Origin of the sequence: Geodermatophilus pulveris (assembly GCF_900188375.1) — a bacterium.
Lineage (GTDB): Bacteria > Actinomycetota > Actinomycetes > Mycobacteriales > Geodermatophilaceae > Geodermatophilus > Geodermatophilus pulveris.
This window is the reverse complement of record NZ_FZOO01000011.1, coordinates 13708-34456: the sequence shown is the minus strand read 5'-3', so window position 1 is coordinate 34456 and position 20749 is coordinate 13708. Positions and strand designations below refer to the sequence as shown.

Here is a 20749-nt window from a genome sequence, read left to right as displayed (position 1 = left end):
TGGGAATCGTTCTCAAGCTATGGTCGGTGCTCCCCGTCCCCGACCCGGAGGTCACGAGCCGCATGGCCACCTACTGCGAGGTGACCGGCCGCCGTCCCGCGTTCGGCAGGTCCGTCAGCCACTCCCAACGGCGCACCAGCCGCCGCTTCGACCCGAACCTGCAGCGCCGGCGCTTCTTCCTGGCCAGCGAGAACCGGTGGATCCGGCTCACCGTCTCGACCAAGGGCATCAAGACCATCGACGGGCAGGGCATCGAGTCGGTGGTCGCGCGGCTGCGGGCCACCGACCCCGACGTCCGCCGCCGCCTGGGCCCGGGGCGGTCGCGCTGATGGCCCGCGCCACCGACGCCCGGCCGCTCGTGGAGCTGAGGTCCACCGCCGGGACCGGCTACACCCACGTCACCCGCAGGAACCGGCGCGACGACCCCGACCGCCTGGTGCTGCGCACGTACGACCCGGTCGTGCGCCGGCACGTCGACTCCCGCGAGGAGCGCTGAGGTGGCCAAGACCTCGAAGATCGTCCGCGACCGGCAGCGCCGGGAGGTCGTCGCCCGGTACGCCGAGCGCCGCGCGGGGCTCAAGGAGGCCGCGCGCACCGCGGCCACCCCCGAGGCGCGGGCGGAGGCGCAGGCGGCCCTGCAGCGGCTGCCCCGCGACGCCAGCCCGACCCGGCTGCGCAACCGCGACGCCGCCGACGGCCGGCCGCGGGGGCACCTGCGGGAGTTCGGCCTGTCCCGGGTCCGCTTCCGGCAGATGGCCCACGACGGCGAGCTGCCCGGCATCCGCACGTCCAGCTGGTGACCGAGCGGGCTCGCGGTCGCGCCTCATGACAACAGGGGCTGATCCCACACGCAGCTCGAGTACCCGTGCCAGCCGGCTGGTCGTGAACCGGGCGGCGGGCCGCCGGTGGGTCAGGGGCCGGCGCGGCTGAGGACCTCGGCGCCGTCGGGCCGCCGGGTGTGCCAGCGGCTGGTGCCCCGGTCCCGGGTGATCGTGAAGCCGCCCTCGTGGACGGCGGTGTGGTGGCGTTCGCACAGCAGCGCGCCGTTGTCGCAGGACGTCGGCCCGCCGTGGGCCCAGTGCACGACGTGGTGCACGTCGCACCACTCGGGCGGGGCGTCGCAGCCGGCGAACACGCAGTGCCCGTCGCGCAGCTCCACGGCCCGGCGGATCGCGGCGGTGGCGGTGCGCTGGGCTCGGCCCACGTCAAGCGGCAGCCCGTCCGGGCCGGTGATCACCCGCGCGACGGCGGCGTCGCAGGCCAGCCGCCGCGCGGTCTCCGGGCCGATCGGCCCGGCCCAGCCCAGTGCACCGCCGGCCACGCCGGGGGCGCCGCGCTCTGCGCACAGCGCCTGCCAGTCGATGGTGACCCGCACGTGCGGGCGCTCCCCGCGCACGTCGGGCAGCGCACCGGCGTCCAGCGCGCCGCGGGCCAGGGCCACCAGCGCGTCCCCCTACCGCTCGGCGTGCCCGCGCGGGTCCCCGGCGGGGCGGTCGCCGTTCACCAGCGCCCCGAGCGCGGCGTGCAGGTACTCCCCGCCCACGGCGTCCAGCTCACCGCGCAGGTGCACCCGGCCGTCCAGGCCGGCGGCCATCGTGAAGCGGCGGCGGGTGTCGGCGGCGTCGGCCAGCGTGCCGTCGGGGTCGACGCCGGCCACCCAGCGGGCCACCCCGCGGGCGGTCTCCTTCGGCCCGGTCGCGCGGGCCAGGCCGGCCAGGATGGCGTCGGTCTCGGCCAGGTCGATCCCGGCCGCGGCGGCCCTGGCCACCCGCTTCGGCGTCATGGACCCGGTGATCACCCGGGCGTGGGTGGCGGTGATCTCCCCGGCGGCGAACGCGGCGGCGACGGCGGGCAACTGCTCCAGCCGCCGCCCGGTCGACACGATCACGGTGGCCTCCGCCGGCGCCAGCCGGCAGCTGCCCACCAGCCAGCCCTTCACCGACACCGCGCCGTCCCGGCGGTGGGCCTCCCGGCACTCGACCGCCCGCACCGCCGAGGTCAACACCGCGGCCACCCGGTTCGCCGCCACCGACAGCTCCCCCACCAGATCCAGCAGCGCATCATCGGACATCGCGGCCGGGTCGACCCCGGCCAGGCCGTCCAGGGCGGAACGCAGCTCGGACACCCCGCCCTCCCCTCCCACCGGCACCGGATCGACGGGTGGAACATACGGCCGGGGTACGACAGAAACCGCAGGTCAGAGCCAGAGTCGGGAGGGCGCGGTCCCTGTGACTCCCCCGTCCGGGCGGTAGCCCTCAGGGGCACGGTGGGGTCCTCGGCTCTGCCTGCGCAGCACGCCGCTCACGACACCTGGCAGCGCCAGGCCGACCGCCGGCGCGCCTTCGTGACGGCGGCTGCTCCGGGACGGCGCCGACGCCCAGGGAGCGAACGGGTCGTCCACGGCGGGCAGCGGGCCCGCGGGCACCGGGCTCAGCCCGCGCGGGAGCCGACGGCGACCAGCGTGGTCGCGTCCACCGGCGGCCCGCCGGCCAGCTGCCCGAGGTAGTCGGCCCGCACCCGGCCGACCGCGTCGTCGTCCAGGCCGGCCAGCATGCCGCGGAACGCCGAGCCCAGGACCAGCAGCCACAGCGCGTCGTCGGTCGCCGGCAGGGTGTGCGGCACGGTGGTGACCTCGACGCCGGCCGCGCCGCGGCCGGCGAACCAGCCGGCCAGCGCGTCCGGCGCGCCGAGCTCCTGCAGCCGCCCGCGGGGCGGGTCGCCGGGCACCGGCTCGCCGCGCTCGCGGGCCACCGCGCGGGCCAGCGCCATCCCGGGCGCGACCATGGCGCCGGGCCGCCAGGAGGTGACCGAGACCAGGCCGCCGGGCCGCGGGCGCCGCACCAGGTGCGCGGTGCCGGCGTCCATGTCGGGGAGGGAGAACGCGCCGAGCACGCACAGCACGGCGTCGTAGCCCTCCCCCGCCCACGTGGTGACGTCGGCGGCGGTGCCGGTCAGCTGCGGCAGGTCGCCGGCGCGGCGGCGCAGCAGGCCGACCATCACCGGGGACAGGTCGACGGCGTCCACGTGCCCGGGAGACCCGACGGCGTGCGCCGCGGGCACCGCCGATGCGCCGTCCCCGCAGCAGGCGTCGAGCACCCGCTGCCCGGGCCGCAGGTCGACCGCGGCCACGGTGGCCCGCCCGACCGGGTCCCACAGCAGCGGGCCGAGCCGGGCGAAGTCGGCCGCCGCGTCGTCGGAGGCCCCGGCCCAGCGGGCGGGCGACGGCTCGGCCGCGGTCACGACGGCCCGACCCCGTCGGGCTCGATCCGGGGGTCGGCCCGCCGGACGCCGCGGTAGCGGACCAGCCGCGAGGAGTTGAGCGCCACCGCCACCGACGAGGCGTTGTGCAGGACGGCGGCCAGCACCGGGGACAGCGCCCCGCCGGCGCCGGCGAGCAGCCCGGCGCCGTTGACCGCGATCGACATGCCGTAGTTCTGCCGGACCACGTCCAGGGTGCGCCCGCCGAGCTGGCGCAGGTCCAGCAGGTGCCGCAGGTCGTCGCCGACCAGCGCCACGTCGGCGGTCTCGACGGCGACGTCGGTGCCGGACAGCCCCATCGCGATGCCGATGTCGGCGGCGGCCAGCGCCGGGGCGTCGTTGGTGCCGTCGCCGACCACGGCCACGGTGTGCCCCTCGGCGCGCAGCCGGTCGACGACGTCCTGCTTGTGCTCGGGCAGCGTCTCGGCCCGCCACTCGTCGATGTCGAGCGCCGCGGCGACGGCGGCGGCCGCCGTCCGGTGGTCGCCGGTGAGCATGACCACCCGGCGCACCCCGTCGGCGCGCAGCGCGTCGACCACCGCGCGGGCCTCCGGCCGCAGCTCGTCGCGCAGGCTGACCAGCCCGACCAGCTCGCCGTCCACGGCCAGCAGGAGCGGGGTCTCGGTGGCCTCGCGGAGCCGGGTCAGCCAGTCCAGCGCCTCGTCGCCGACGGCGACGCCCTCGCTGGCCATGAGCGCCTCGCTGCCGAGCAGCAGCACCCGCCCGTCGGCCTGGGTGCGCATGCCCAGGCCGAGCAGCACCTCGCACTCCTCGTGCGGCGGGATGTGGATGTGCCGCTCCTCGGTGGAGCGGATGACCGCCTGCGCCAGCGGGTGCCGGGAGTGCACCTCGGAGCTGGCCGCGTAGCCGAGCACCTGCTCCGGCGACCAGCGGTCGCTGAAGGAGACGACGTTGGTGACCACCGGGCGGCCCACGGTGAGCGTGCCGGTCTTGTCGAAGACGACGGCGTCGACCCGCCCGGCCGCCTCCAGGTGGGCGCCGCCCTTGATGAGCACGCCGCGGGAGGCGCCGTTGCCGATGGCCGCGCTGACCGCGGTGGGCGTGGACAGCCCGACCGCGCAGGGGCAGGCGATGAGCAGCATGGTCATCGCGCGGCGGACGTCGCCGGTGACCAGCCAGGTCAGGGTGGCCAGCGCGAAGGAGGCGGGCACGAAGCGGCGGGAGAAGGTCTCCCCCACCGTCTGGATCGGCGCGCGGTCGTCCTGCGCCCGCTCCACCCGGGCGATGATCCGGCCGATGGCGGTGTCCTCGCCGGTGGCCGAGGCGCGCACCACCAGCCGGCCGCGCAGGTTCACCGACCCGGCGTGCACCCGGTCGCCCACGGCCTTCGCCGCCGGCAGCGGCTCGCCGGTGATCGCCGCCTGGTCGACGACGCCGGCGCCCTCCACCACCTCGCCGTCGACCGGCACGGTGACCTGGTCGTGCAGCACCACGAGGTCGCCGACCTGCAGGCGGGCCAGGTCGACCTGCACCTCGGTGCCGTCGGGCAGCCGCACCCAGGCGGTGGTCTCCGCGCCGGCCAGCAGCGCGGAGATGGCCCGCCGGGTGCGGCGCAGGGTGAGCGTCTGCAGCCACTCGCCGATGTTGAGCAGCCACAGCACGGTGAGGGCGACGACGTTCTCGCGCAGCAGCAGGCTGGCCACGGTGGCGGCGGTGACCAGGGCGTCGGTGCCCGCGGTGCGCCGGCCGGCCAGGGCGCCCAGCGCCCCCTTGGCGAACGGGAAGCCGGTGAAGACGGTGACCGCGGACACGGCGAACCGGCTGCGCGGCGACAGCGCCGGGGGGCGGCCCAGCCCGTAGCGGCGGACGCCGAGCAGCAGCAGGGCCGCGCCGCCCACGGCGATGCGCACCAGCTCCCGGTTGGCGACGTCGGCCGAGCGGGGGGCGCGGGCGACCGGCGCGTCGGCCGGGGCCGCGGCCACCGCGGCCACCTCCTCCAGCAGGCGGGCGCGGTCGGTGCCGGCGCCGGCCCACACCACGACGTGCCCGGTGACCGGGAAGGCCTGCACGGCCAGCACGCCGGGGACGTCGTCCAGCCGGTCCTCGGCGAGCACCGCCCGCGACGGCGAGCCGGTCAGCCAGGGCACGGCCAGGCGCACCCGCCCCCCGGCGTCCGTGACGACGACCGGGGCGACGACGACCGGCTGCATCAGTGCGGGTGGTCGTGGCCGCCGGCGCCGCGGCTGGCCGGGGGCGGGGCCTGCTCGCCGAGGTCGGCGTAGGCCTGCGCGCGGACGTCGCCGGCGGCCAGCCGGGCCCGCTCGACGGCGGCCTCGGCCCGCCGGGTGCCCACGATGCCCCAGCGGGTGACCCGGACGGCGACCTTGCGGGGCAGGCTGCCCGGCTCCCGCCCCTCGACCAGGCGGACGACGAGCACGCCGGTCACCCCGGTCGCGACCACGCCCGCCGCCTTGCGGACCAGGCGCCCCGCGCCCGCGCCCCGCCGCCCGGTGTGTTCAGACTCCGCCACTGTGCCCCTCCACTGACCTCGCCGGACCTCGTCCCGACGCTACTGGGAACGATGCTCATCAGTGCAGGCGGGGGCCGAGGCCGCTCCTGCCCAGTGGCCCGCTTCAGCGGTACGGGTCGGTGACCTCCCGGAGCCGTTCGAGGGCCGCGCGCAGCTGCGCGGTGGCCTCCTCCCCGAGGTGCGCCGTCCACTCTGCCTCGACCTCGGCCTCGACCCGGCGGGCGAGCGCCACGGCGGCCCGGCCACGCTCGGCCATCTGCACCAGCCGCGCCCGCCCGTCGGTCGGATCGGGGACCCGGTGCACGTAGCCGGCCCGCTGCAGCTGGTCGACCAGGTGGTTCGCGGTCTGCTTGGTCACCAGGGCCTGCGCGGCCAGGTCGGTGAGCCGGGTGCCGTGCGGGCCGATCCGGGCGGCGATGCGCCCCTGCGCCGTGGTGATGTCGTCGAATCCGGCGGCGACCAGCTCCTGCATGAGCCGGGCCTCCATCGCCCGGGACGGGTAGAAGCAGAGCAGCCCGAGGTTCTGGCGGTCGGTCACGGCACCCCTTGACGATGGTCAGTCTCTCTGACTTACTAGTACGAGCATCGTACCAACCTCGGTGGAGGGGTCATGGACGTCGGCGACGTGTGGCGGAGCACCGACACCCAGCGGGCGAGCCTGGCCGACCTGCTCGACGACCTCTCCCCCGCCGAGTGGGAGGCGCCGTCCCTGTGCGCCGGTTGGCGGGTGCGGGACGTGGCGGCCCACCTGACCCAGGCGCACATGGGGTACCGGGAGGCCCTCGTCGCCGCCGTTCGAGCCGGCGGCAGCTTCGACCGGATGGTCCGCGACGCGGCGCTGCGCGCCGGTCCGCTGCCGCCGGAGGAGTGCAGCCGGCGGCTGCGGGCGATGGTCGGCTCGCGGCGGCGGGCACCGATGGTCGGTCCGGTCGAGCCGCTCACCGACGTCCTCGTGCACGGTCAGGACATCGCCGTACCGCTGGGCCGGGCGCGACCGGTGCCGCCCGCCCCGGCCGCCATGGCGGCGCGGCGGGTCTGGGCGACGGGTTTCCCGTTCCGGGCCCGGAGGCGGCTGGTCGGCCTGCAGCTGCGAGCCACGGACGGCGACCTGGTGCTGGGCGAGGGGGCGCCGGTGGAGGGCACGACCGGCGACCTGCTGCTCCTGCTCACCGGCCGCACCGCCACGGTGCACCGGCTCGCCGGTGAGGGGGTGCGACGGCTGCCGGCGACACCGGGTCGCCGGGAGGAGAGGAGGGGGACGTCGTGACCCTGGGTGTGGTGTTCGACGTCGCAGCACCGGTCGAGCTCTACGACGGGGTCCAGGTGGTCGAGGTGTGGGAGTCGCGCGCGCAGCTCGAGCGCGGGACCCGCGAGGTGGTCGGGCCGGTGCTCGCCGAGGTCTGGACGGTCGGCCAGCTCCGCCCTCGGTGGTCACCGAGTTCGAGGTCCGCGGCCTGGTGCTGCCGCGGACCGGCGTGACCGTCCGAGGGAGGGCACGGCCCCCTCGCCCGACGCCCTCGCAGGGGCCGCCGCGAGCGGTGGGGGCGAGGGGGCCTCCGTTCAGTTGAGGGCGCGGGTCCCGGCCGGCAGGGTCCCGCCGGCGACCATGCCGGCCGCGGCGTCCTGCAGGGCGGTCAGCGCCACCCGCTGGGTGAACGGGCCGGTGGACACGCGGGCCACGCCGAGCTCCTGCATCTCCCGGGCGGGCAGCGAGGTGCCGGGGACGCTGATCAGGGTCAGCCGGTTGCGCCCGAGGCCCTCGACCACGGCGGCGATCTCCTCGCGGTCGACCAGCCGGGGCACGAAGACCACCGGGGCCCCCGCCTCCAGGAAGGCCCGTCCCCGGCGGACGGTCTCGGCGACCAGCTCGCCGCGGTCGGCGTCGGCGGCGGCGCGCACGAAGGTGTCGGTGCGGGCGTTGAGCACGAAGTCGACGCCGGCGTCCCGGCCGGCGCGCAGCACCGCCTCGACCGCGGCCACCGCCTCGTCCAGGGGCCGCAGCTGGTCCTCGAGGTTGCCGCCCACGACGCCGGCCGCGAGCGCGCGGCGGGTGGTCTCGCCGGGGTCCCCGTAGCCGGCCTCCATGTCCATGCTCACCGGCAGGTCCACGGCGGCGGCGATGCGGGCCACCATGTCCAGGTGCAGGTCCAGCGGGATGTGCTCGCCGTCCGGGTAGCCGAAGGTGGACGCGATGCCGTGGCTGGCCGTGGCCAGCGCCCGGACGCCGTCGGTGGCGGCCACCACCCGGGCGGAGACGACGTCCCACACGTTGGCGAGGACGAGGATCTCCGGGGCCGTGTGCAGGTCGAGCAGGGTGCGGGCGCGGGTGGCGAGGTCGGTCACGGCCGCGACCGTAGCGGGGTGGCCTAACGCTCGCGCAGTGCCCGGAGCGCGGCCTTGCGCGCCTCGCCGGTGAGCCGGTCGAGGTACAGCTTCCCGTCGAGGTGGTCCACCTCGTGCTGCAGCGCCCGCGCCATGAGCCCGGTGCCCTCCAGCCGCAGCGGCTCGCCGCGCACGTCCACGCCCTCGACGACGGCGCGCACCGCCCGCACGGTGGGCGCCCAGATGCCGGGGATGGACAGGCACCCCTCGTCGCCGTCCTGGGTCTCCTCGGACAGCTCGACGATGCGCGGGTTCACCACGTGCCCGATGACGCCGTCCACGTTGTAGGAGAACACCCGCAGGCCGACGCCGATCTGCGGCGCGGCCACCCCCGCGCGGCCGGGGTCGGCGACGGTGTCCTCCAGGTCGCGGACGAGCGCGGCCAGCTCCCGGTCGAAGCTGCGCACCTCGTCGGCGGGCGTGCGCAGGACCGGGTCGCCGAGCTCGCGGATCGGGCGGGTCGTCACGGTCCGGCAGTCTCTCAAGCCCCTCCCCCGCCCCGACCGGCCCGGTCCCGCCGGGCGGTCAGCCGAGCGCGGGGCGGCGGAGGAGCACCATCTCGTCGCGGTGCACGATCTCGCGGCGGTACTCCGGGTCCAGGTCGCCGGTCTTGCGGCCCAGCAGCGGGGGCAGCTCGCGGGCGTCGTAGGCGACCAGCCCGCGGGCGACCACGACGCCGTCCGGGCCGACCAGCTCGACCGGGTCGTCGGCGAGGAACTCCCCCACCACGCCGGTGACGCCGGCGGGCAGCAGCGAGGCGTGCCGCTCGCGCACCGCCTGCACCGCGCCCGCGTCGAGCACCAGCCGGCCGCGCGGCCGGGTGGCGAAGCGCAGCCAGAACTGCCGGGCGCGCGGCCGCGGCCCCATGACGGCGAACCGGGTGCCCACCGGTCCCCCGGCCAGCGCGGCGGCGGCCTGGGCGGTGGAGGTGACGACGACGGGCACCCCGGAGCGCGCGGCGATCAGCGCGGCCTCCACCTTGGTGGCCATCCCGCCGGTGCCCACGCCGTTGCGGCTGGCCGTGCCGAGGACCACCTCGCCCAGGTCGGCGGGGTCCCGCACGGTGTCCAGCAGCCGAGCGGGGCCGCGGCGCGGGTCGCCGTCGTAGACGCCGTCGACGTCGGAGAGCAGCAGCAGCGCGTCGGCCCGGGCCACGTGCGCGACCAGGGCGGCCAGCCGGTCGTTGTCGCCGAACCGGATCTCCTCGGTGGCCACCGTGTCGTTCTCGTTGACGATCGGCAAGACCCCGAGGGTGAGCAGCCGGTCCAGGGTGCGCTGGGCGTTGCGGTAGTGGCTGCGCCGGGTGAGGTCGTCGGCGGTGAGCAGCACCTGCCCGACGGTGACGTCGTGCCGCGCGAAGGCGTCGGCGTAGGTCTGCACCAGCCGCAGCTGGCCGACGCTGGCCGCGGCCTGGGCGGTGGCGAGGTCCCGGGGGCGGCCGGTGACGCCGAGGGGGGCCAGGCCGGCGGCGATCGCGCCGGAGGAGACCAGCACGACCTCCCGGCCCCCGGCGTGCACCGCCCCGAGGACGTCGACCAGCGCGGTGAGCCGGGCCTCGTCCAGGCCGCCGGGCACGGTGGTGAGCGAGGAGGAGCCGACCTTGACCACGACCCGCCGCGCGCCGCCGATCTCCGCGCGCACGGTCAGTCGTCCTGCGGCAGGTCGTCGTCGGTCCACGTCCCTGGAAGCGCCGCCTCGCTGAGCTCGTAGGGCACCCGGCGGGCCTTCTTGGCGGCCAGCCGCTCCTCGGCACGCACCCGGTGCGGGGCGTCGATGCGCGCGTCGGTGCCGCGCCCGCCGAGTCCCGCGGTCTCCTCGACGCTGAGCGTGCCGGCCAGCAGCGTCGGGACGAAGTCGAAGGCGACGTCGCCGATGACGATGGTGTCGCCCTCCTCCGCGCCGGCCTCGGCCAGCGCGTCCTCGACGCCGAGCCGGTTGAGCCGGTCGGCGAGGAAGCCGACGGCCTCGTCGTTGGTGAAGTCGGTCTGGCGCACCCAGCGCTCGGGCTTGACGCCGCGGACGACGAACACCCCGTCGTCCTCGGGGTCGCGCGCGACGGTGAAGCCGCTGTCGTCGACGGCGCGCGGGGTGAGGGTGACCCGCACCGGCTCGGGCTCGGGCAGCGCGGCCCGGTGCTCCTCGACGGCGGCGGCCAGCGCGAAGCCGAGCTCGCGCAGCCCCTCGCCGGTCGCCGCGCTCAGCGGGAACACCTGCAGGCCGCGCTGCTCCAGCGGCTCGCGCACCAGGTCGACCAGCTCCCGGCCGTCGGGCACGTCCACCTTGTTGAGGACGGCGACCCGCAGCCGGTCGACGAGGTCGGCGCGGTACTGGGCCAGCTCGTGCTGCAGGGCCTCGATGTCGCTCTCCGGGTCGCGGCCGGGCTCCATCGTCGCCATGTCGACGACGTGCACCAGGACCGCGCAGCGCTCGATGTGGCGGAGGAACTCCAGGCCCAGCCCGCGGCCCTCCGAGGCGCCGGGGATCAGGCCGGGGACGTCGGCCATCGTGAAGACGGTGTCGCCGGCGCGGACCACGCCGAGGTTGGGCACCAGCGTGGTGAACGGGTAGTCGGCGATCTTGGGCCGGGCCGCGGACATGGCGGCGATCAGCGAGGACTTGCCGGCCGACGGGAACCCGACGAGGCCGACGTCGGCGATGCTCTTGAGCTCGATGACCGCGTCGAGAGCCTCGCCGGGTTCGCCGAGCAGCGCGAACCCGGGCGCCTTGCGGCGGGCGTTGGCCAGCGCGGCGTTGCCCAGGCCGCCCTTGCCGCCGTGCGCGAGGACGACGCGGGTGCCGGCGCCGATGAGGTCGGCGACCACCCGGCCGTCGGGGGTGCTGACCACGGTGCCGGCGGGGACCCGCAGCACGCGGTCCTCCCCGCGGGCGCCGTGCCGGTTGCTGCCCTCGCCGGGGCGGCCGTTGCCGGCCTTCTGGTGCGGCCGGTGGTGGAAGTCCAGCAGCGTGTGCACGCTGGGGTCGACCTCGAGGACGACGTCCCCGCCGTTGCCGCCGTTGCCCCCGTCGGGGCCGCCGAGGGGCTTGAACTTCTCCCGGTGGACCGACGCGACCCCGTGCCCGCCGTTGCCGGCGGCCACGTGCACGACCACGCGGTCGACGAAAGCGGCCATGTCCGCGCCGCCTCTTTCCTCGTTGTCACGTGCCACGAGCGCACGGGCCGGGGGCCCGTGCGCTCGTGGGCGTCAGCTGCGGGTGCCTAGGCGCCGACGGCGGTGATGGAGACGGTCTTGCGCCCCCGCTTGGTGCCGAAGGTGACCGAGCCGGGCTGCAGCGCGAACAGGGTGTCGTCGTTGCCGCGGCCGACGCCCAGGCCCGGGTGGAAGTGGGTGCCGCGCTGGCGGACGATGATCTCGCCGGCCTTCACGACCTGGCCGCCGAAGCGCTTGACGCCCAGGCGCTGGGCGTTGGAGTCGCGGCCGTTCCGGGACGACGAGGCGCCCTTCTTGTGTGCCATGTCGGCGTCAGCCCTTCGTGATGTCGCGGACGACCACGTCGGTCAGCGGCTGACGGTGCCCCTGGCGCTTGTGGTAGCCGGTCTTGTTCTTGAACTTGTGGATGCGGATCTTCGGGCCCTTGCCGTGGCCGACGATCTCGCCGGTCACGGTCACGCCGGCCAGGGTCTCCGCGTCGCTGGTGACGGTCTCGCCGTCGACCAGGAGCAGGGCCGGGAGGGTGACGGAGTCGCCCGCCTCACCCACGAGACGGTTGACCGTGAACCGGTCGCCCACGGCGACCTTGTGCTGCCGGCCACCGGCCTTGACGACTGCGTACACCACTAGACTCCTCGATCGCCTCTGTCGTGTCCTGCGTGCGCCCGGACGCTGCGCGCCGGGTGCTGGACGGGCTGCCCGCCTCCCAGGTGCGCACCCGCGGGTGCGCCGTACCGGGGCGGTGCAACCCGACCAGCGTACCCGAGCGGCCGGAAGGGGGTCGAACACGGTCCCGGCTCCTCCGCCCGACCGGCAGCGTGTGCGCCGGGGCCCCGCTCCCGGGCGGGGAAGGGAGCCCCGGCGCACCCGCTCGGCGCGGGGTGCAGGTGTCAGGACGCCGGCGGGCCCGCCGGTCGGCTGGCGGCCCGGCGCCGGCGCGGGCGGGTGACCGGCGCCTCGGCGGCCGGCTCCTCGGCCACCGCCTGCCCGGCCTCCGGCTCCTCGTCGGCGTCCACCGGGCCGGGGTCGTCGGGACCGGCGCCGGCCGGGACGGCCTCGTCGTCGGCCGGCGGCGCGGGCTGCCCGGCGGCCGGCTCGGCGGCGAACGGGGTGCCGATCTGCTCGGCCACCGGCTCCACCGGCTCCACCGCCTCCTCCGGCGCGGCGTCGGGCTCGGCGACCCCGTCGGTGTCCTCGTCGAGGGTCGCGGTGAGGACGGCGGCGTCCTCGGCGGCACGGTCCTCGCCGGACTGGCCGCGGTTGCGCCGTCCCCGGTTGCGTCGGCCGCCGCCGGAGCGCTGGCCGTCGCCGTCGGAGCCGTCGACCGCGGGGGCCCCCTCCGCGGGGGCCGTGGGGGCCGCGGCCACCGGGTCGGGGGTCTCCTCGGCGGGCCGGGCGCCGGTGTCGCGGCCACGGTCGCCGCGCGGCTGCTCGCGCCGGCCGTTGCCGCTGCCGTTGGCCGCCGGCGTCCCGCCGCCCCCGCGGCGCTTGTCGTCCACCGGGTCGACGTGCACGACGACGCCCCGGCCGCGGCAGTGCTCGCACGGCTCGGAGAAGACCTCCAGCAGGCCCTGGCCGACCCGCTTGCGGGTCATCTGCACCAGGCCCAGCGAGGTGACCTCGGCGACCTGGTGCTTGGTGCGGTCGCGGCCCAGGCACTCGGTGAGCCGGCGCAGCACCAGGTCGCGGTTGCTCTCCAGCACCATGTCGATGAAGTCGATGACGATCATGCCGCCGATGTCGCGCAGCCGGAGCTGGCGGACGATCTCCTCGGCCGCCTCCATGTTGTTGCGCGTGACGGTCTGCTCGAGGTTGCCGCCGGAGCCGGTGAACTTGCCGGTGTTGACGTCGACGACGGTCATCGCCTCGGTGCGGTCGATGACCAGCGAGCCGCCCGACGGCAGCCACACCTTGCGGTCCAGCGCCTTGGCCAGCTGCTCGTCGATGCGCAGGTCGCGGAAGACGTCGCCCTCGCCGGTGTGCCGGGTCAGCCGCCCCGACAGCTCGGGGGAGACGTGCGCGACGTAGGCCTCGACGGTGTCCCAGGCGTCGTCGCCCTGGACGACGAGCTCCTTGAAGTCCTCGTTGAAGACGTCGCGGATGACCCGGATGGCCAGGTCCGGCTCGCCGTAGAGCAGCGCCGGGGCGCTGGAGGAGGACTCGGCCTTCGTCCGGATGACCTCCCACTGCGCCTGCAGCCGGGCCACGTCGCGGGTGAGCTCGTCGGCCGAGGCGCCCTCGGCGGCGGTGCGGATGATGACGCCGGCGTCCTCGGGGACGATCTTCTTGAGGATGTCCTTGAGCCGGGTGCGCTCGGTGTCGGGCAGCTTGCGGCTGATGCCGGTCATCGACCCGCCGGGCACGTAGACCAGGAACCGGCCGGGCAGGTTGACCTGCTGGGTCAGCCGCGCGCCCTTGTGGCCGATCGGGTCCTTGGTGACCTGGACGAGCACCTTGTCGCCGGACTTCATCGCCTGCTCGATGGAGCGCTGCTTGCCGGACAGGCCGGCGGCGTCCCAGTTGACCTCGCCGGCGTAGAGCACCGCGTTGCGGCCCTTGCCGATGTCGACGAACGCCGCCTCCATGCTGGGCAGCACGTTCTGCACCCGGCCGAGGTAGACGTTGCCGGCGAAGGACGTCGCCTGCGCCTGGGTCACGTAGTGCTCGACGAGCACGTCGTCCTCGAGGACGGCGATCTGGGTGCGCTCGCCCCGCTGGCGGATGACCATCCGGCGGTCGACGGCCTCGCGGCGGGCCAGGAACTCCGACTCGGTGAGGATCGGCGCGCGGCGGCGGCCGCTGTCCCGGCCGTCGCGCCGGCGCTGCCGCTTGGCCTCCAGCCGGGTGGAGCCGGCGACGCCCCGGACGTCGTCGTCGCTGGTGGTGCGGCCGTTGCGGCCGGCCCGCTCGGGGCGGTCGTCGTCGCCGTCGGCGGCGGCCTCCACGGGCTCGCTGCTGCCGCCCCGGCGGCGGCGACGGCGGCGGCGGCGGGTGCTCGACCCGCCCTCGTCGTCCTCGGCGGTGTCCTCGCCGGTGTCGGCGTCCTCGTCGGCGTCGTCGGCACCGCGCTCGTCGCCGGTGTCCTCGTCGGTGTCGTCGTCGCCGTCCGTGGCGTCCTCGCCGGTGCGGGCCCGGCCGCGGCCGCGGCGGCCCCGGCGGCGCCGCCGGCTGCTGCCGGCACCGGTGTCGTCGGTGTCCTCGCCGGCGGTGGCGTCCTCGTCGGCCGTGTCCTCCTCGGCCACGTCCTCGTCGGCCCGGGTGTCCTCGGCCGGTGCGGGGGCGTCCTCGGCACCGGAGCGGCGGCGGGAGCGGCCGCGCCGGGAGCGGGGCGCCGGGGTCTCCTCGTCGAGGTCCTCGGCCGGCTCGGCGTCGGTGTCCTCCACCGTCGGCGACTCGGCCACCGGGCGGCGGCTGCGCCGGCGCGGCGGGGCCGGCACGTCGGTCCCGGTGGGCGCGACGAAGCTGACGAACGCCGGGATGGCGGGGGCGGGCGGCGCGGCGGCGCCGACGTCCGGGTCGGCCGCGGCGGCCGGCCGGGTGGCCCGCCGGCGGGGGCGGGCGATGACCGCGGTCGGCTCCGGCGAGCTGAACTGGGCGCCGAAGCGGGAGACCGGGGGCTCCTCGGACTCGGCGGCCGGGGGCTCGGCGGTCACGGGCCCCGCCGCCGCGGGCTCCTGCGCGGGCGCCTCCCCCTCGGCGGCGGCCTGCTCGCCCGCGTCGTCGTCCTCGCCGGCCTCGGCGGCCAGGAGCTCCTCCTCGGCCGCCGGGGTCTCACCGCCCTGGGGCGGGGCCGCGGGCTCGAGGCCCTCGTCGGTGGTGGTGGTGCTGTCGGGTGTCTGGTCGGCCACGCGTGGCTCGCCTCCTGTGTGGTGCTCCCGGGCGCCCGATCGCGAGGACGGGCGGCCGCGCAGGAGCACGGGTGGGGCGGGTCGGTCCCGCGCCGGGTGCGGCGGCAGGTCCGTCCCGCGAAGTCTGGGGCCGGTGCCCGGGCGAGGTGTCGCCGCGGCCGGGCTCCGGTGGTGCGGGTGGTGCGAGATCTCGGGGTGCGTCACGTCTGGCAGCCGTGCCGCTCGACGGCGTGCGGACCCGGGGTCCACGGGTCAGACCGTGGCGGGCTCCCCCTGGCAGCGGGCGCCCGCGTCGCGGTCCGGGCCCAACGGGTCGGCCACGGTCCCACTGTCGTCGAGCCGGCCTTGCGCCTCACGCACGGCCCGTGGGGGCGACGGCGGGCGCAGACCGGCGACGGCAGCCAGGGCGGCCAACACGTCGTCGGGTCGAACGGCGGGCGTCACCTGCCGGACGACCATGTGCAGTATGGCACAACCTGCCTCCCCGCCCGCCGAGGCGCCGGCCACGGCGGGCCGCGCGTCGACGTCCCGGAGGCCGTTCTTGGTGCGCTTGGCGACGGTGACCTGCTCGGCGGCGAGGAGCGCCTCGACCGCTGCGGCCAGCTCCGCGGGCGCCACGCCGGGCAGCTCCACCCGCCAGACGGCGGCGTCGATCCGGTCGGCCAGCGACCCCGGTGCCAGGGCCTCCACGCACTCGAGGACGTCGACGCCCGGGGGCAGCGAGGCGTCCAGCGCGGCCCGCACCGCCTCGGGGTCGCACCGCTCGGTGAGGCCGATCTCCACGTACTCGGCCTCGCTGGCCGCCCCCGTGGGCGCGGCCCCCACGTAGGAGATCTTCGGGTGCGGGCTGAACCCGGCGGAGAACGCCATGGGCACCCGCGCCCGGCGCAGCGCCCGCTCCAGGGCCCGGGCCAGGTCGCGGTGCGAGGCGAAGCGCAGCGGCCCGCGCTTGGCGTAGCGCAGCCGCAGCTTCTGCACCGCCGGGGGCGGCGGCGGGCCCTCGGGCTGGCGGGCCACTACCGGACGACCGTGAGCGGCAGCAGGCTGCGCCCGGTCGGCCCCGTCTGGATCTCGGTGCCGTTGGTCGGGCAGACGCCGCAGTCGTAGCAGGGGGTCCACCGGCAGTCGGCGACCTCCTCCTCGCGCAGGGCGTCCTGCCAGTCGTCCCAGAGCCACTCCTTGTCCAGCCCGGAGTCCAGGTGGTCCCAGGGCAGCACCTCGTCCTGGCCGCGCTCGCGGGTGGTGTACCAGTCCAGGTCGACGCCGAGCGGCGCCAGCTCCGCGGCCGCGGCGGCGGTCCAGCGCTCGTAGGAGAAGTGCTCGCTCCAGCCGTCGAACCGGCCGCCCTCGCGCCACACCCGCTCGATCACCCGGCCGACGCGGCGGTCGCCGCGGGACAGCAGGCCCTCGACCACCCCGGGCTTGCCGTCGTGGTAGCGCAGGCCGATGGAGCGGCCGATGCGCCGGTCGGCGTTGATGGCCTGCCGCAGCACCCGCAGCCGGTGGTCGATGGTGTCCGCGCCGGCCTGCCCGGCCCACTGGAACGGCGTGTGCGGCTTGGGCACGAAGCCGCCGATGGAGACGGTGCAGCGGATGTCCCTGCGCCCGCTGGCCTCCCGGCCGGCGCGGATGACCTCGACGGCGAGCTCGGCGATCTCCAGCACGTCCTCGTCGGTCTCGGTCGGCAGGCCGCACATGAAGTAGAGCTTCACCTGCTGCCAGCCGTTGGCGTAGGCGGTGGTGACCGTGCGGACCAGGTCCTCCTTGGACACGGTCTTGTTGATCACCCGGCGGATCCGCTCGCTGCCGCCCTCGGGGGCGAAGGTCAGCCCGGAGCGGCGGCCGTTGCGGGACAGCTCGTTGGCCAGGGTGACGTTGAAGGCGTCCACCCGGGTCGACGGCAGCGACAGCCCGGTGTTGGTGCCCTCGTAGCGGTCGGCGAGCTCCTTGGCGACCTGCCCGATCTCGGAGTGGTCGGCGCTGGACAGCGACAGCAGCCCGACCTCCTCGTAGCCGGTGGCGCGCAGCCCCTGGTCGACCATCGAGCCGATGCCGGTGATGGTCCGCTCGCGCACCGGGCGGGTGATCATCCCGGCCTGGCAGAACCGGCAGCCGCGGGTGCAGCCGCGGAAGATCTCCACGCTCATCCGCTCGTGCACGGACTCGGCCAGCGGCACCAGCGGGGTCTTCGGGTAGGGCCACTCGTCGAGGTCCATGACGGTGCGCTTGCCGACCCGCGCGGGGACGTCGTCCCGGGTGCGCGTGACGGCCGCGATGGCGCCGTCGGGTGCGTAGGAGACCGCGTAGAAGCGCGGCACGTAGACGCCGTCCACCCGGGCCAGCCGGGCCAGCAGCTCGACCCGCCCGCCGGGGCGGCCCTGCTCCTTCCACGCCGCGACCACGTCGGTGACGTCGCCGACGACCTGCTCGCCGTCGCCGAGGACGGCGCAGTCGACGAAGTCGGCCACCGGCTCGGGGTTGAACGCGGCGTGCCCGCCGGCGACGACGACCGGGTGCGTCTCGTCGCGGTCGACCGCGTGCAGCGGGACACCGGCGAGGTCGAGGGCCTCGAGCAGGTTGGTGTAGCCGAGCTCGGTGGCGAAGCTGACGCCGAGGACGTCGAAGTCGCGGACGGCGCGGTGGAGGTCGACGGTGAACTGGCCGACGCCGGCCTCGCGCATGAGGGCGGCGAGGTCGGGCCAGACGGCGTAGGTGCGCTCGGCCAGGGCGTCGGGCCGCTCGTTGAGCACCTCGTAGAGGATCATGAGGCCCTGGTTGGGCAGCCCCACCTCGTAGGCGTCCGGGTACATCAGCGCCCAGCGGACGGCGACGTCGTCCCACGCCTTGACCTGCGCGTTGAGCTCACCGCCGACGTACTGGATCGGCTTCTGCACCTGGGCGAGCAGCGGTTCGAGACGGGGGTACAGCGATTCACCGTTCATGACCCGACCAGGGTAGTCGGCCGGCTCCCGCCGGGCGTCACCTCAGCAGCAGGCCGCCCAGGCGCCGGGCGCCGATCGCCAGCGCGACCAGGCCCATCCCGGCGAGGTAGCCGACGTGGCCGAGCAGCGACCAGCCGACGTCGCCGGTGACCAGGCCGCGGACCAGCTCGATGCCGTGGTAGAGCGGCGTGCACTGGACGACGACCTGCAGCGGCCCCGGATAGGTCGACAGCGGGTAGAAGGTGGTCGAGAACAGGAACAGCGGCAGCAGCACCAGCTGCACGAACTCGAAGTCCTGCCAGCCGCGCAGGAACGTGGCCGCGGTCAGGCCGACCGCGGCGAAGGCGAAGCCGATGAGGACCGCCGCGGGCAGGGCCAGCAGCGCCCACCACGACCCGACCAGCCCCAGCAGGGTCATCACCACCAGGAACGCCGCCGAGTAGGTGGCCCCGCGGATCAGCGACCAGGCCGTCTCCCCCACCGCCGCGTCGGCCGCGGACAGCGGCGTGGCGAGGACGGCGTCGTAGAGCCTGCTGTACTTCAGCTTGAAGAAGAGGTTGAAGACCGAGTCGTAGATCGCGCCGTTCATCGCCGCCGCGGCCATCAGGCCCGGCGCCACGAACGCCTGGTAGCTGATCGCCGCGCCGTCGTCGGTCACGACGGTGCCCACCAGGCCGCCGATGCCGACGCCGATCGAGAGCAGGTAGAAGAACGGCTCGAACAGCCCGGAGACGAACAGCACCCAGGTGCGGCGGGCGACCAGCAGGTTGCGGGACACCAGGTGCCCGGCGCGACGGGCGGAGAACGGGTACAGCGGGAAGACCCGCCAGAGCAGCGCCTGCGGCCGGGGGCCGGGGGCGACCTCGACGGCGGTCACGTGACGAGCCTCCGGGTGAAGGTGCGCACGGCCAGCGCGGCCCCGACCACGGACCACAGGAGCAGGTAGCCGACGTGCAGCAGCGCCGGCCCCGCCTCGATCGTGCCCAGCGCCAGGCCCCGGGCGAGGGAGACCCCGTGCCACAGCGGCGTGGCGTACGCGACCGCCTCGAAGAAGGCCGGCAGCTGGGCGACCGGGAAGAACGTGCCGGAGAACAGGAACATCGGCAGGATGCCGAACCGCTGCAGCGCGGCGAAGCCGGGGTCGTTCTCCAGCGTCGCGGAGAACGCCGTGACGGGGGCGGCGAACGCCATGCCGGTGAGCAGCGCCGCGGGCAGCGCGAGCAGCACCAACAGGCTGTCGGCGGCCCCGAAGAGCACCAGCACGCCGAGGAACAGCGCGGCCGACGTCCCCACCCGGAACGCGACGTACAGCAGGTGCCCGACCAGCAGGTCCCGGACGCCGGCCGGCGTCGCCAGCACCGCCTCGTAGGTCTTCTGCCACTTGATCGCCCCGAGCACCGGGTAGGTCGACTCGAAGCTGCCCAGCTGCATCGCCGCCGCGGCGAGCAGGCCCGGCGCCAGGAAGGACAGGTAGGCCACCCCGTCCGGCAGCCCGGTGCCCCGGTCGACCAGCACGCCCAGGGTCAGCCCCATGGCGGCGAGGAACAGCGCGGGCTCCAGCACGCTGCTGACCAGGCTGCTGCGCCAGAAGTGCCGGTAGGCGGTGAGCCGCTGCTCGGCGACGGCGAGGGCGCCGGGGCTGATGATCGCGTCGCGGGCCGCCACGTCAGTCGACCAGGGTCCGGCCGGTCAGCCGGAGGAAGACGTCCTCCAGCGAGCTGCGGCGCACGAGGCTGGACAGCGGGTGCAGGCCGCTGCCGGTCACCGCCGACAGCGCGGCGTCGCCGTCCGGGGTGTACAGCAGCAGCCGGTCGGGCAGCACCTCGACCCGCTCGACGGCGCCCTGCCGCACGACCGGGTCGAGGTCGGGCACGTACCGCTCCGGGCCGGGCTGGCCCTCCAGCACCGGGAAACGCAGCTCCAGCACCTCCCGCGTGGCGTACCGCCGGATCAGCTCCGCCGGCGACCCCTCCGCGGCGATCCGCCCCTTGTCCATGACCACCAGCCGGTCGCACAGCTGCTCGGCCTCGTCCATGTAGTGCGTGGTCAGCACGAGGGTGACCCCCCGCTGCTTGAGCCGGTAGAGCCGCTCCCACAGCACGTGCCGGGCCTGCGGGTCCAGGCCGGTGGTCGGCTCGTCGAGCAGGACGACGTCCGGCTCGTTGACCAGCGCGCGGGCGATGGTGAGCCGCCGCTTCATGCCGCCGGACAGTGGCTCCACCCGGTCGCCGGCCCGGTCGGACAGCTGCACGAACTCCAGCAGCTCCCGGGCGCGCTCGCGCAGCAGCGGCCGGGGCAACCCGAAGTAGCGGCCGTAGACGAGCAGGTTCTCCTCGACGGTGATCTCCACGTCGAGGTTGTCGGTCTGCGGGACGACGCCGAGCCGGGCGCGGATCGCCGGGCCGTCGGCCGACGGGTCGAGGCCCAGGACACGCAGCTCCCCCGATGTCGGCGGCGACACCGCACCGATCATGCGCATGGTGGAGCTCTTGCCGGCGCCGTTGGGCCCGAGGAAGCCGAAGGCCTCCCCCGGTGCGACGTCCACGTCGATGCCGTCGACCGCGGTGAAGCCGCCGAAGCGCTTCACCAGGCCCCGGGCGCGGATCAACGCCCCGTCCTGCTGCACCCCCGCACCGTAGCGACGGCCGGGGACGGGAA

The 20749-nt window shown here is 76.2% G+C and carries 22 protein-coding genes and 1 pseudogene; 5 read left to right on the top strand and 18 right to left on the bottom strand.

Going from position 1 to position 20749, the window contains the following annotated elements; genetic code table 11:
• Positions 1-26: 26 nt before the first annotated feature.
• The 3 genes from rpmB to rpsN are packed head-to-tail and all read left to right on the top strand — an operon-like array spanning position 27 to position 800.
• Positions 27-329 carry a 50S ribosomal protein L28 gene (rpmB, locus tag CHB98_RS18515; protein ID WP_425432523.1) on the top strand — a complete coding sequence of 101 codons (303 nt, stop codon included), beginning with the start codon at positions 27-29 and terminating at the stop codon, positions 327-329.
• Positions 329-496, top strand: coding sequence for a 50S ribosomal protein L33 (gene rpmG, locus CHB98_RS18510; protein WP_089307079.1), 168 nt, complete (start codon positions 329-331; stop codon positions 494-496). Before rpmB ends, rpmG begins: the two co-directional genes overlap by 1 nt.
• 1 nt (position 497) lies before the next feature.
• On the top strand, positions 498-800 hold the full coding sequence (rpsN, locus tag CHB98_RS18505) for a 30S ribosomal protein S14 (protein WP_089307078.1): 303 nt from the start codon (positions 498-500) through the stop codon (positions 798-800).
• Between the two features lie 110 nt (positions 801-910).
• Here rpsN and CHB98_RS22550 read toward each other — a convergent pair whose 3' ends face one another.
• The 6 genes and pseudogenes from CHB98_RS22550 to CHB98_RS18475 all read right to left on the bottom strand — a co-directional run bounded on the left by CHB98_RS22550 (position 911) and on the right by CHB98_RS18475 (position 6287).
• Entirely contained in the window at positions 911-1135 is a 225-nt protein-coding gene (locus CHB98_RS22550; RefSeq protein WP_342744047.1) for an HNH endonuclease signature motif containing protein, read from the bottom strand.
• Between the two features lie 21 nt (positions 1136-1156).
• Positions 1157-2071: pseudogene (locus CHB98_RS18495) on the bottom strand (DUF222 domain-containing protein); the annotation flags it as partial.
• A 359-nt stretch (positions 2072-2430) separates the two neighbouring features.
• Positions 2431-3240 carry a class I SAM-dependent methyltransferase gene (locus CHB98_RS18490; protein WP_089307075.1) on the bottom strand — a complete coding sequence of 270 codons (810 nt, stop codon included), beginning with the start codon at positions 3238-3240 and terminating at the stop codon, positions 2431-2433.
• Positions 3237-5429: a heavy metal translocating P-type ATPase gene (locus CHB98_RS18485; RefSeq protein WP_089307074.1), complete on the bottom strand. Its 2193-nt coding sequence runs from the start codon at positions 5427-5429 to the stop codon at positions 3237-3239. The genes CHB98_RS18490 and CHB98_RS18485 overlap by 4 nt, the downstream gene beginning before the upstream one ends.
• Positions 5429-5749, bottom strand: coding sequence for a DUF1490 family protein (locus tag CHB98_RS18480; RefSeq protein WP_218822425.1), 321 nt, complete (start codon positions 5747-5749; stop codon positions 5429-5431). Before CHB98_RS18480 ends, CHB98_RS18485 begins: the two co-directional genes overlap by 1 nt.
• A gap of 103 nt (positions 5750-5852) precedes the next feature.
• Entirely contained in the window at positions 5853-6287 is a 435-nt protein-coding gene (locus tag CHB98_RS18475; RefSeq protein ID WP_245821393.1) for a MarR family winged helix-turn-helix transcriptional regulator, read from the bottom strand.
• 72 nt (positions 6288-6359) lie between these two features.
• Between CHB98_RS18475 and CHB98_RS18470 the strand changes: the two genes are divergently transcribed.
• Both CHB98_RS18470 and CHB98_RS18465 read left to right on the top strand, forming a co-directional pair.
• Complete coding sequence (locus CHB98_RS18470; RefSeq protein ID WP_089307073.1) at positions 6360-7016, top strand: maleylpyruvate isomerase family mycothiol-dependent enzyme; 657 nt, start codon at positions 6360-6362, stop codon at positions 7014-7016.
• Positions 7013-7228 carry a hypothetical protein gene (locus CHB98_RS18465; RefSeq protein WP_089307072.1) on the top strand — a complete coding sequence of 72 codons (216 nt, stop codon included), beginning with the start codon at positions 7013-7015 and terminating at the stop codon, positions 7226-7228. The genes CHB98_RS18470 and CHB98_RS18465 overlap by 4 nt, the downstream gene beginning before the upstream one ends.
• Before the next feature lie 81 nt (positions 7229-7309).
• Here CHB98_RS18465 and CHB98_RS18460 read toward each other — a convergent pair whose 3' ends face one another.
• From CHB98_RS18460 to CHB98_RS18405, 12 genes are all read right to left on the bottom strand, one after another.
• The gene (locus CHB98_RS18460; protein ID WP_089307071.1) at positions 7310-8092 is read right to left on the bottom strand and encodes an isocitrate lyase/PEP mutase family protein; all 783 of its coding nucleotides are present in this window, start codon (positions 8090-8092) and stop codon (positions 7310-7312) included.
• Between the two features lie 23 nt (positions 8093-8115).
• Positions 8116-8598, bottom strand: coding sequence for a peptide deformylase (gene def, locus CHB98_RS18455; RefSeq protein ID WP_089307070.1), 483 nt, complete (start codon positions 8596-8598; stop codon positions 8116-8118).
• A gap of 58 nt (positions 8599-8656) precedes the next feature.
• Positions 8657-9772 (bottom strand): glutamate 5-kinase, encoded by a 1116-nt coding sequence (proB, locus tag CHB98_RS18450; protein ID WP_089307069.1) that lies wholly within the window; start codon positions 9770-9772, stop codon positions 8657-8659.
• A gap of 2 nt (positions 9773-9774) precedes the next feature.
• Positions 9775-11262 carry a GTPase ObgE gene (gene obgE, locus CHB98_RS18445; RefSeq protein WP_089307068.1) on the bottom strand — a complete coding sequence of 496 codons (1488 nt, stop codon included), beginning with the start codon at positions 11260-11262 and terminating at the stop codon, positions 9775-9777.
• An 86-nt stretch (positions 11263-11348) separates the two neighbouring features.
• Positions 11349-11606, bottom strand: coding sequence for a 50S ribosomal protein L27 (gene rpmA / locus CHB98_RS18440; protein ID WP_089307067.1), 258 nt, complete (start codon positions 11604-11606; stop codon positions 11349-11351).
• 7 nt (positions 11607-11613) lie between these two features.
• Entirely contained in the window at positions 11614-11925 is a 312-nt protein-coding gene (gene rplU, locus CHB98_RS18435) for a 50S ribosomal protein L21 (protein ID WP_089307178.1), read from the bottom strand.
• Positions 11926-12191: 266 nt separating this feature from the next.
• Entirely contained in the window at positions 12192-15149 is a 2958-nt protein-coding gene (locus tag CHB98_RS18430; RefSeq protein WP_089307066.1) for an Rne/Rng family ribonuclease, read from the bottom strand.
• A gap of 252 nt (positions 15150-15401) precedes the next feature.
• Positions 15402-16166: a TIGR03936 family radical SAM-associated protein gene (locus CHB98_RS18425; RefSeq protein ID WP_089307065.1), complete on the bottom strand. Its 765-nt coding sequence runs from the start codon at positions 16164-16166 to the stop codon at positions 15402-15404.
• Complete coding sequence (locus tag CHB98_RS18420) at positions 16166-18091, bottom strand: TIGR03960 family B12-binding radical SAM protein (protein ID WP_089307064.1); 1926 nt, start codon at positions 18089-18091, stop codon at positions 16166-16168. Before CHB98_RS18420 ends, CHB98_RS18425 begins: the two co-directional genes overlap by 1 nt.
• Positions 18092-18128: 37 nt before the next feature.
• On the bottom strand, positions 18129-18968 hold the full coding sequence (locus CHB98_RS18415; protein ID WP_089307063.1) for an ABC transporter permease: 840 nt from the start codon (positions 18966-18968) through the stop codon (positions 18129-18131).
• The gene (locus tag CHB98_RS18410) at positions 18965-19756 is read right to left on the bottom strand and encodes an ABC transporter permease (RefSeq protein ID WP_245821390.1); all 792 of its coding nucleotides are present in this window, start codon (positions 19754-19756) and stop codon (positions 18965-18967) included. The genes CHB98_RS18415 and CHB98_RS18410 overlap by 4 nt, the downstream gene beginning before the upstream one ends.
• A gap of 1 nt (position 19757) precedes the next feature.
• Complete coding sequence (locus CHB98_RS18405) at positions 19758-20717, bottom strand: ABC transporter ATP-binding protein (RefSeq protein ID WP_089307062.1); 960 nt, start codon at positions 20715-20717, stop codon at positions 19758-19760.
• Positions 20718-20749 lie beyond the last annotated feature (32 nt).

Excerpts from the sequence above, each read along its gene's own strand:
- obgE (WP_089307068.1), bottom strand. The coding sequence starts at position 11,262 with ATGGCCGCTTTCGTCGACCGCGTGGTCGTGCACGTGGCCGCCGGCAAC.
- CHB98_RS18420 (WP_089307064.1), bottom strand. The coding sequence starts at position 18,091 with ATGAACGGTGAATCGCTGTACCCCCGTCTCGAACCGCTGCTCGCCCAG.
- rpmG (WP_089307079.1), top strand. The coding sequence starts at position 329 with ATGGCCCGCGCCACCGACGCCCGGCCGCTCGTGGAGCTGAGGTCCACC.
- rpmA (WP_089307067.1), bottom strand. The coding sequence starts at position 11,606 with ATGGCACACAAGAAGGGCGCCTCGTCGTCCCGGAACGGCCGCGACTCC.
- CHB98_RS18470 (WP_089307073.1), top strand. The coding sequence starts at position 6,360 with ATGGACGTCGGCGACGTGTGGCGGAGCACCGACACCCAGCGGGCGAGC.
- CHB98_RS18485 (WP_089307074.1), bottom strand. The coding sequence starts at position 5,429 with ATGCAGCCGGTCGTCGTCGCCCCGGTCGTCGTCACGGACGCCGGGGGG.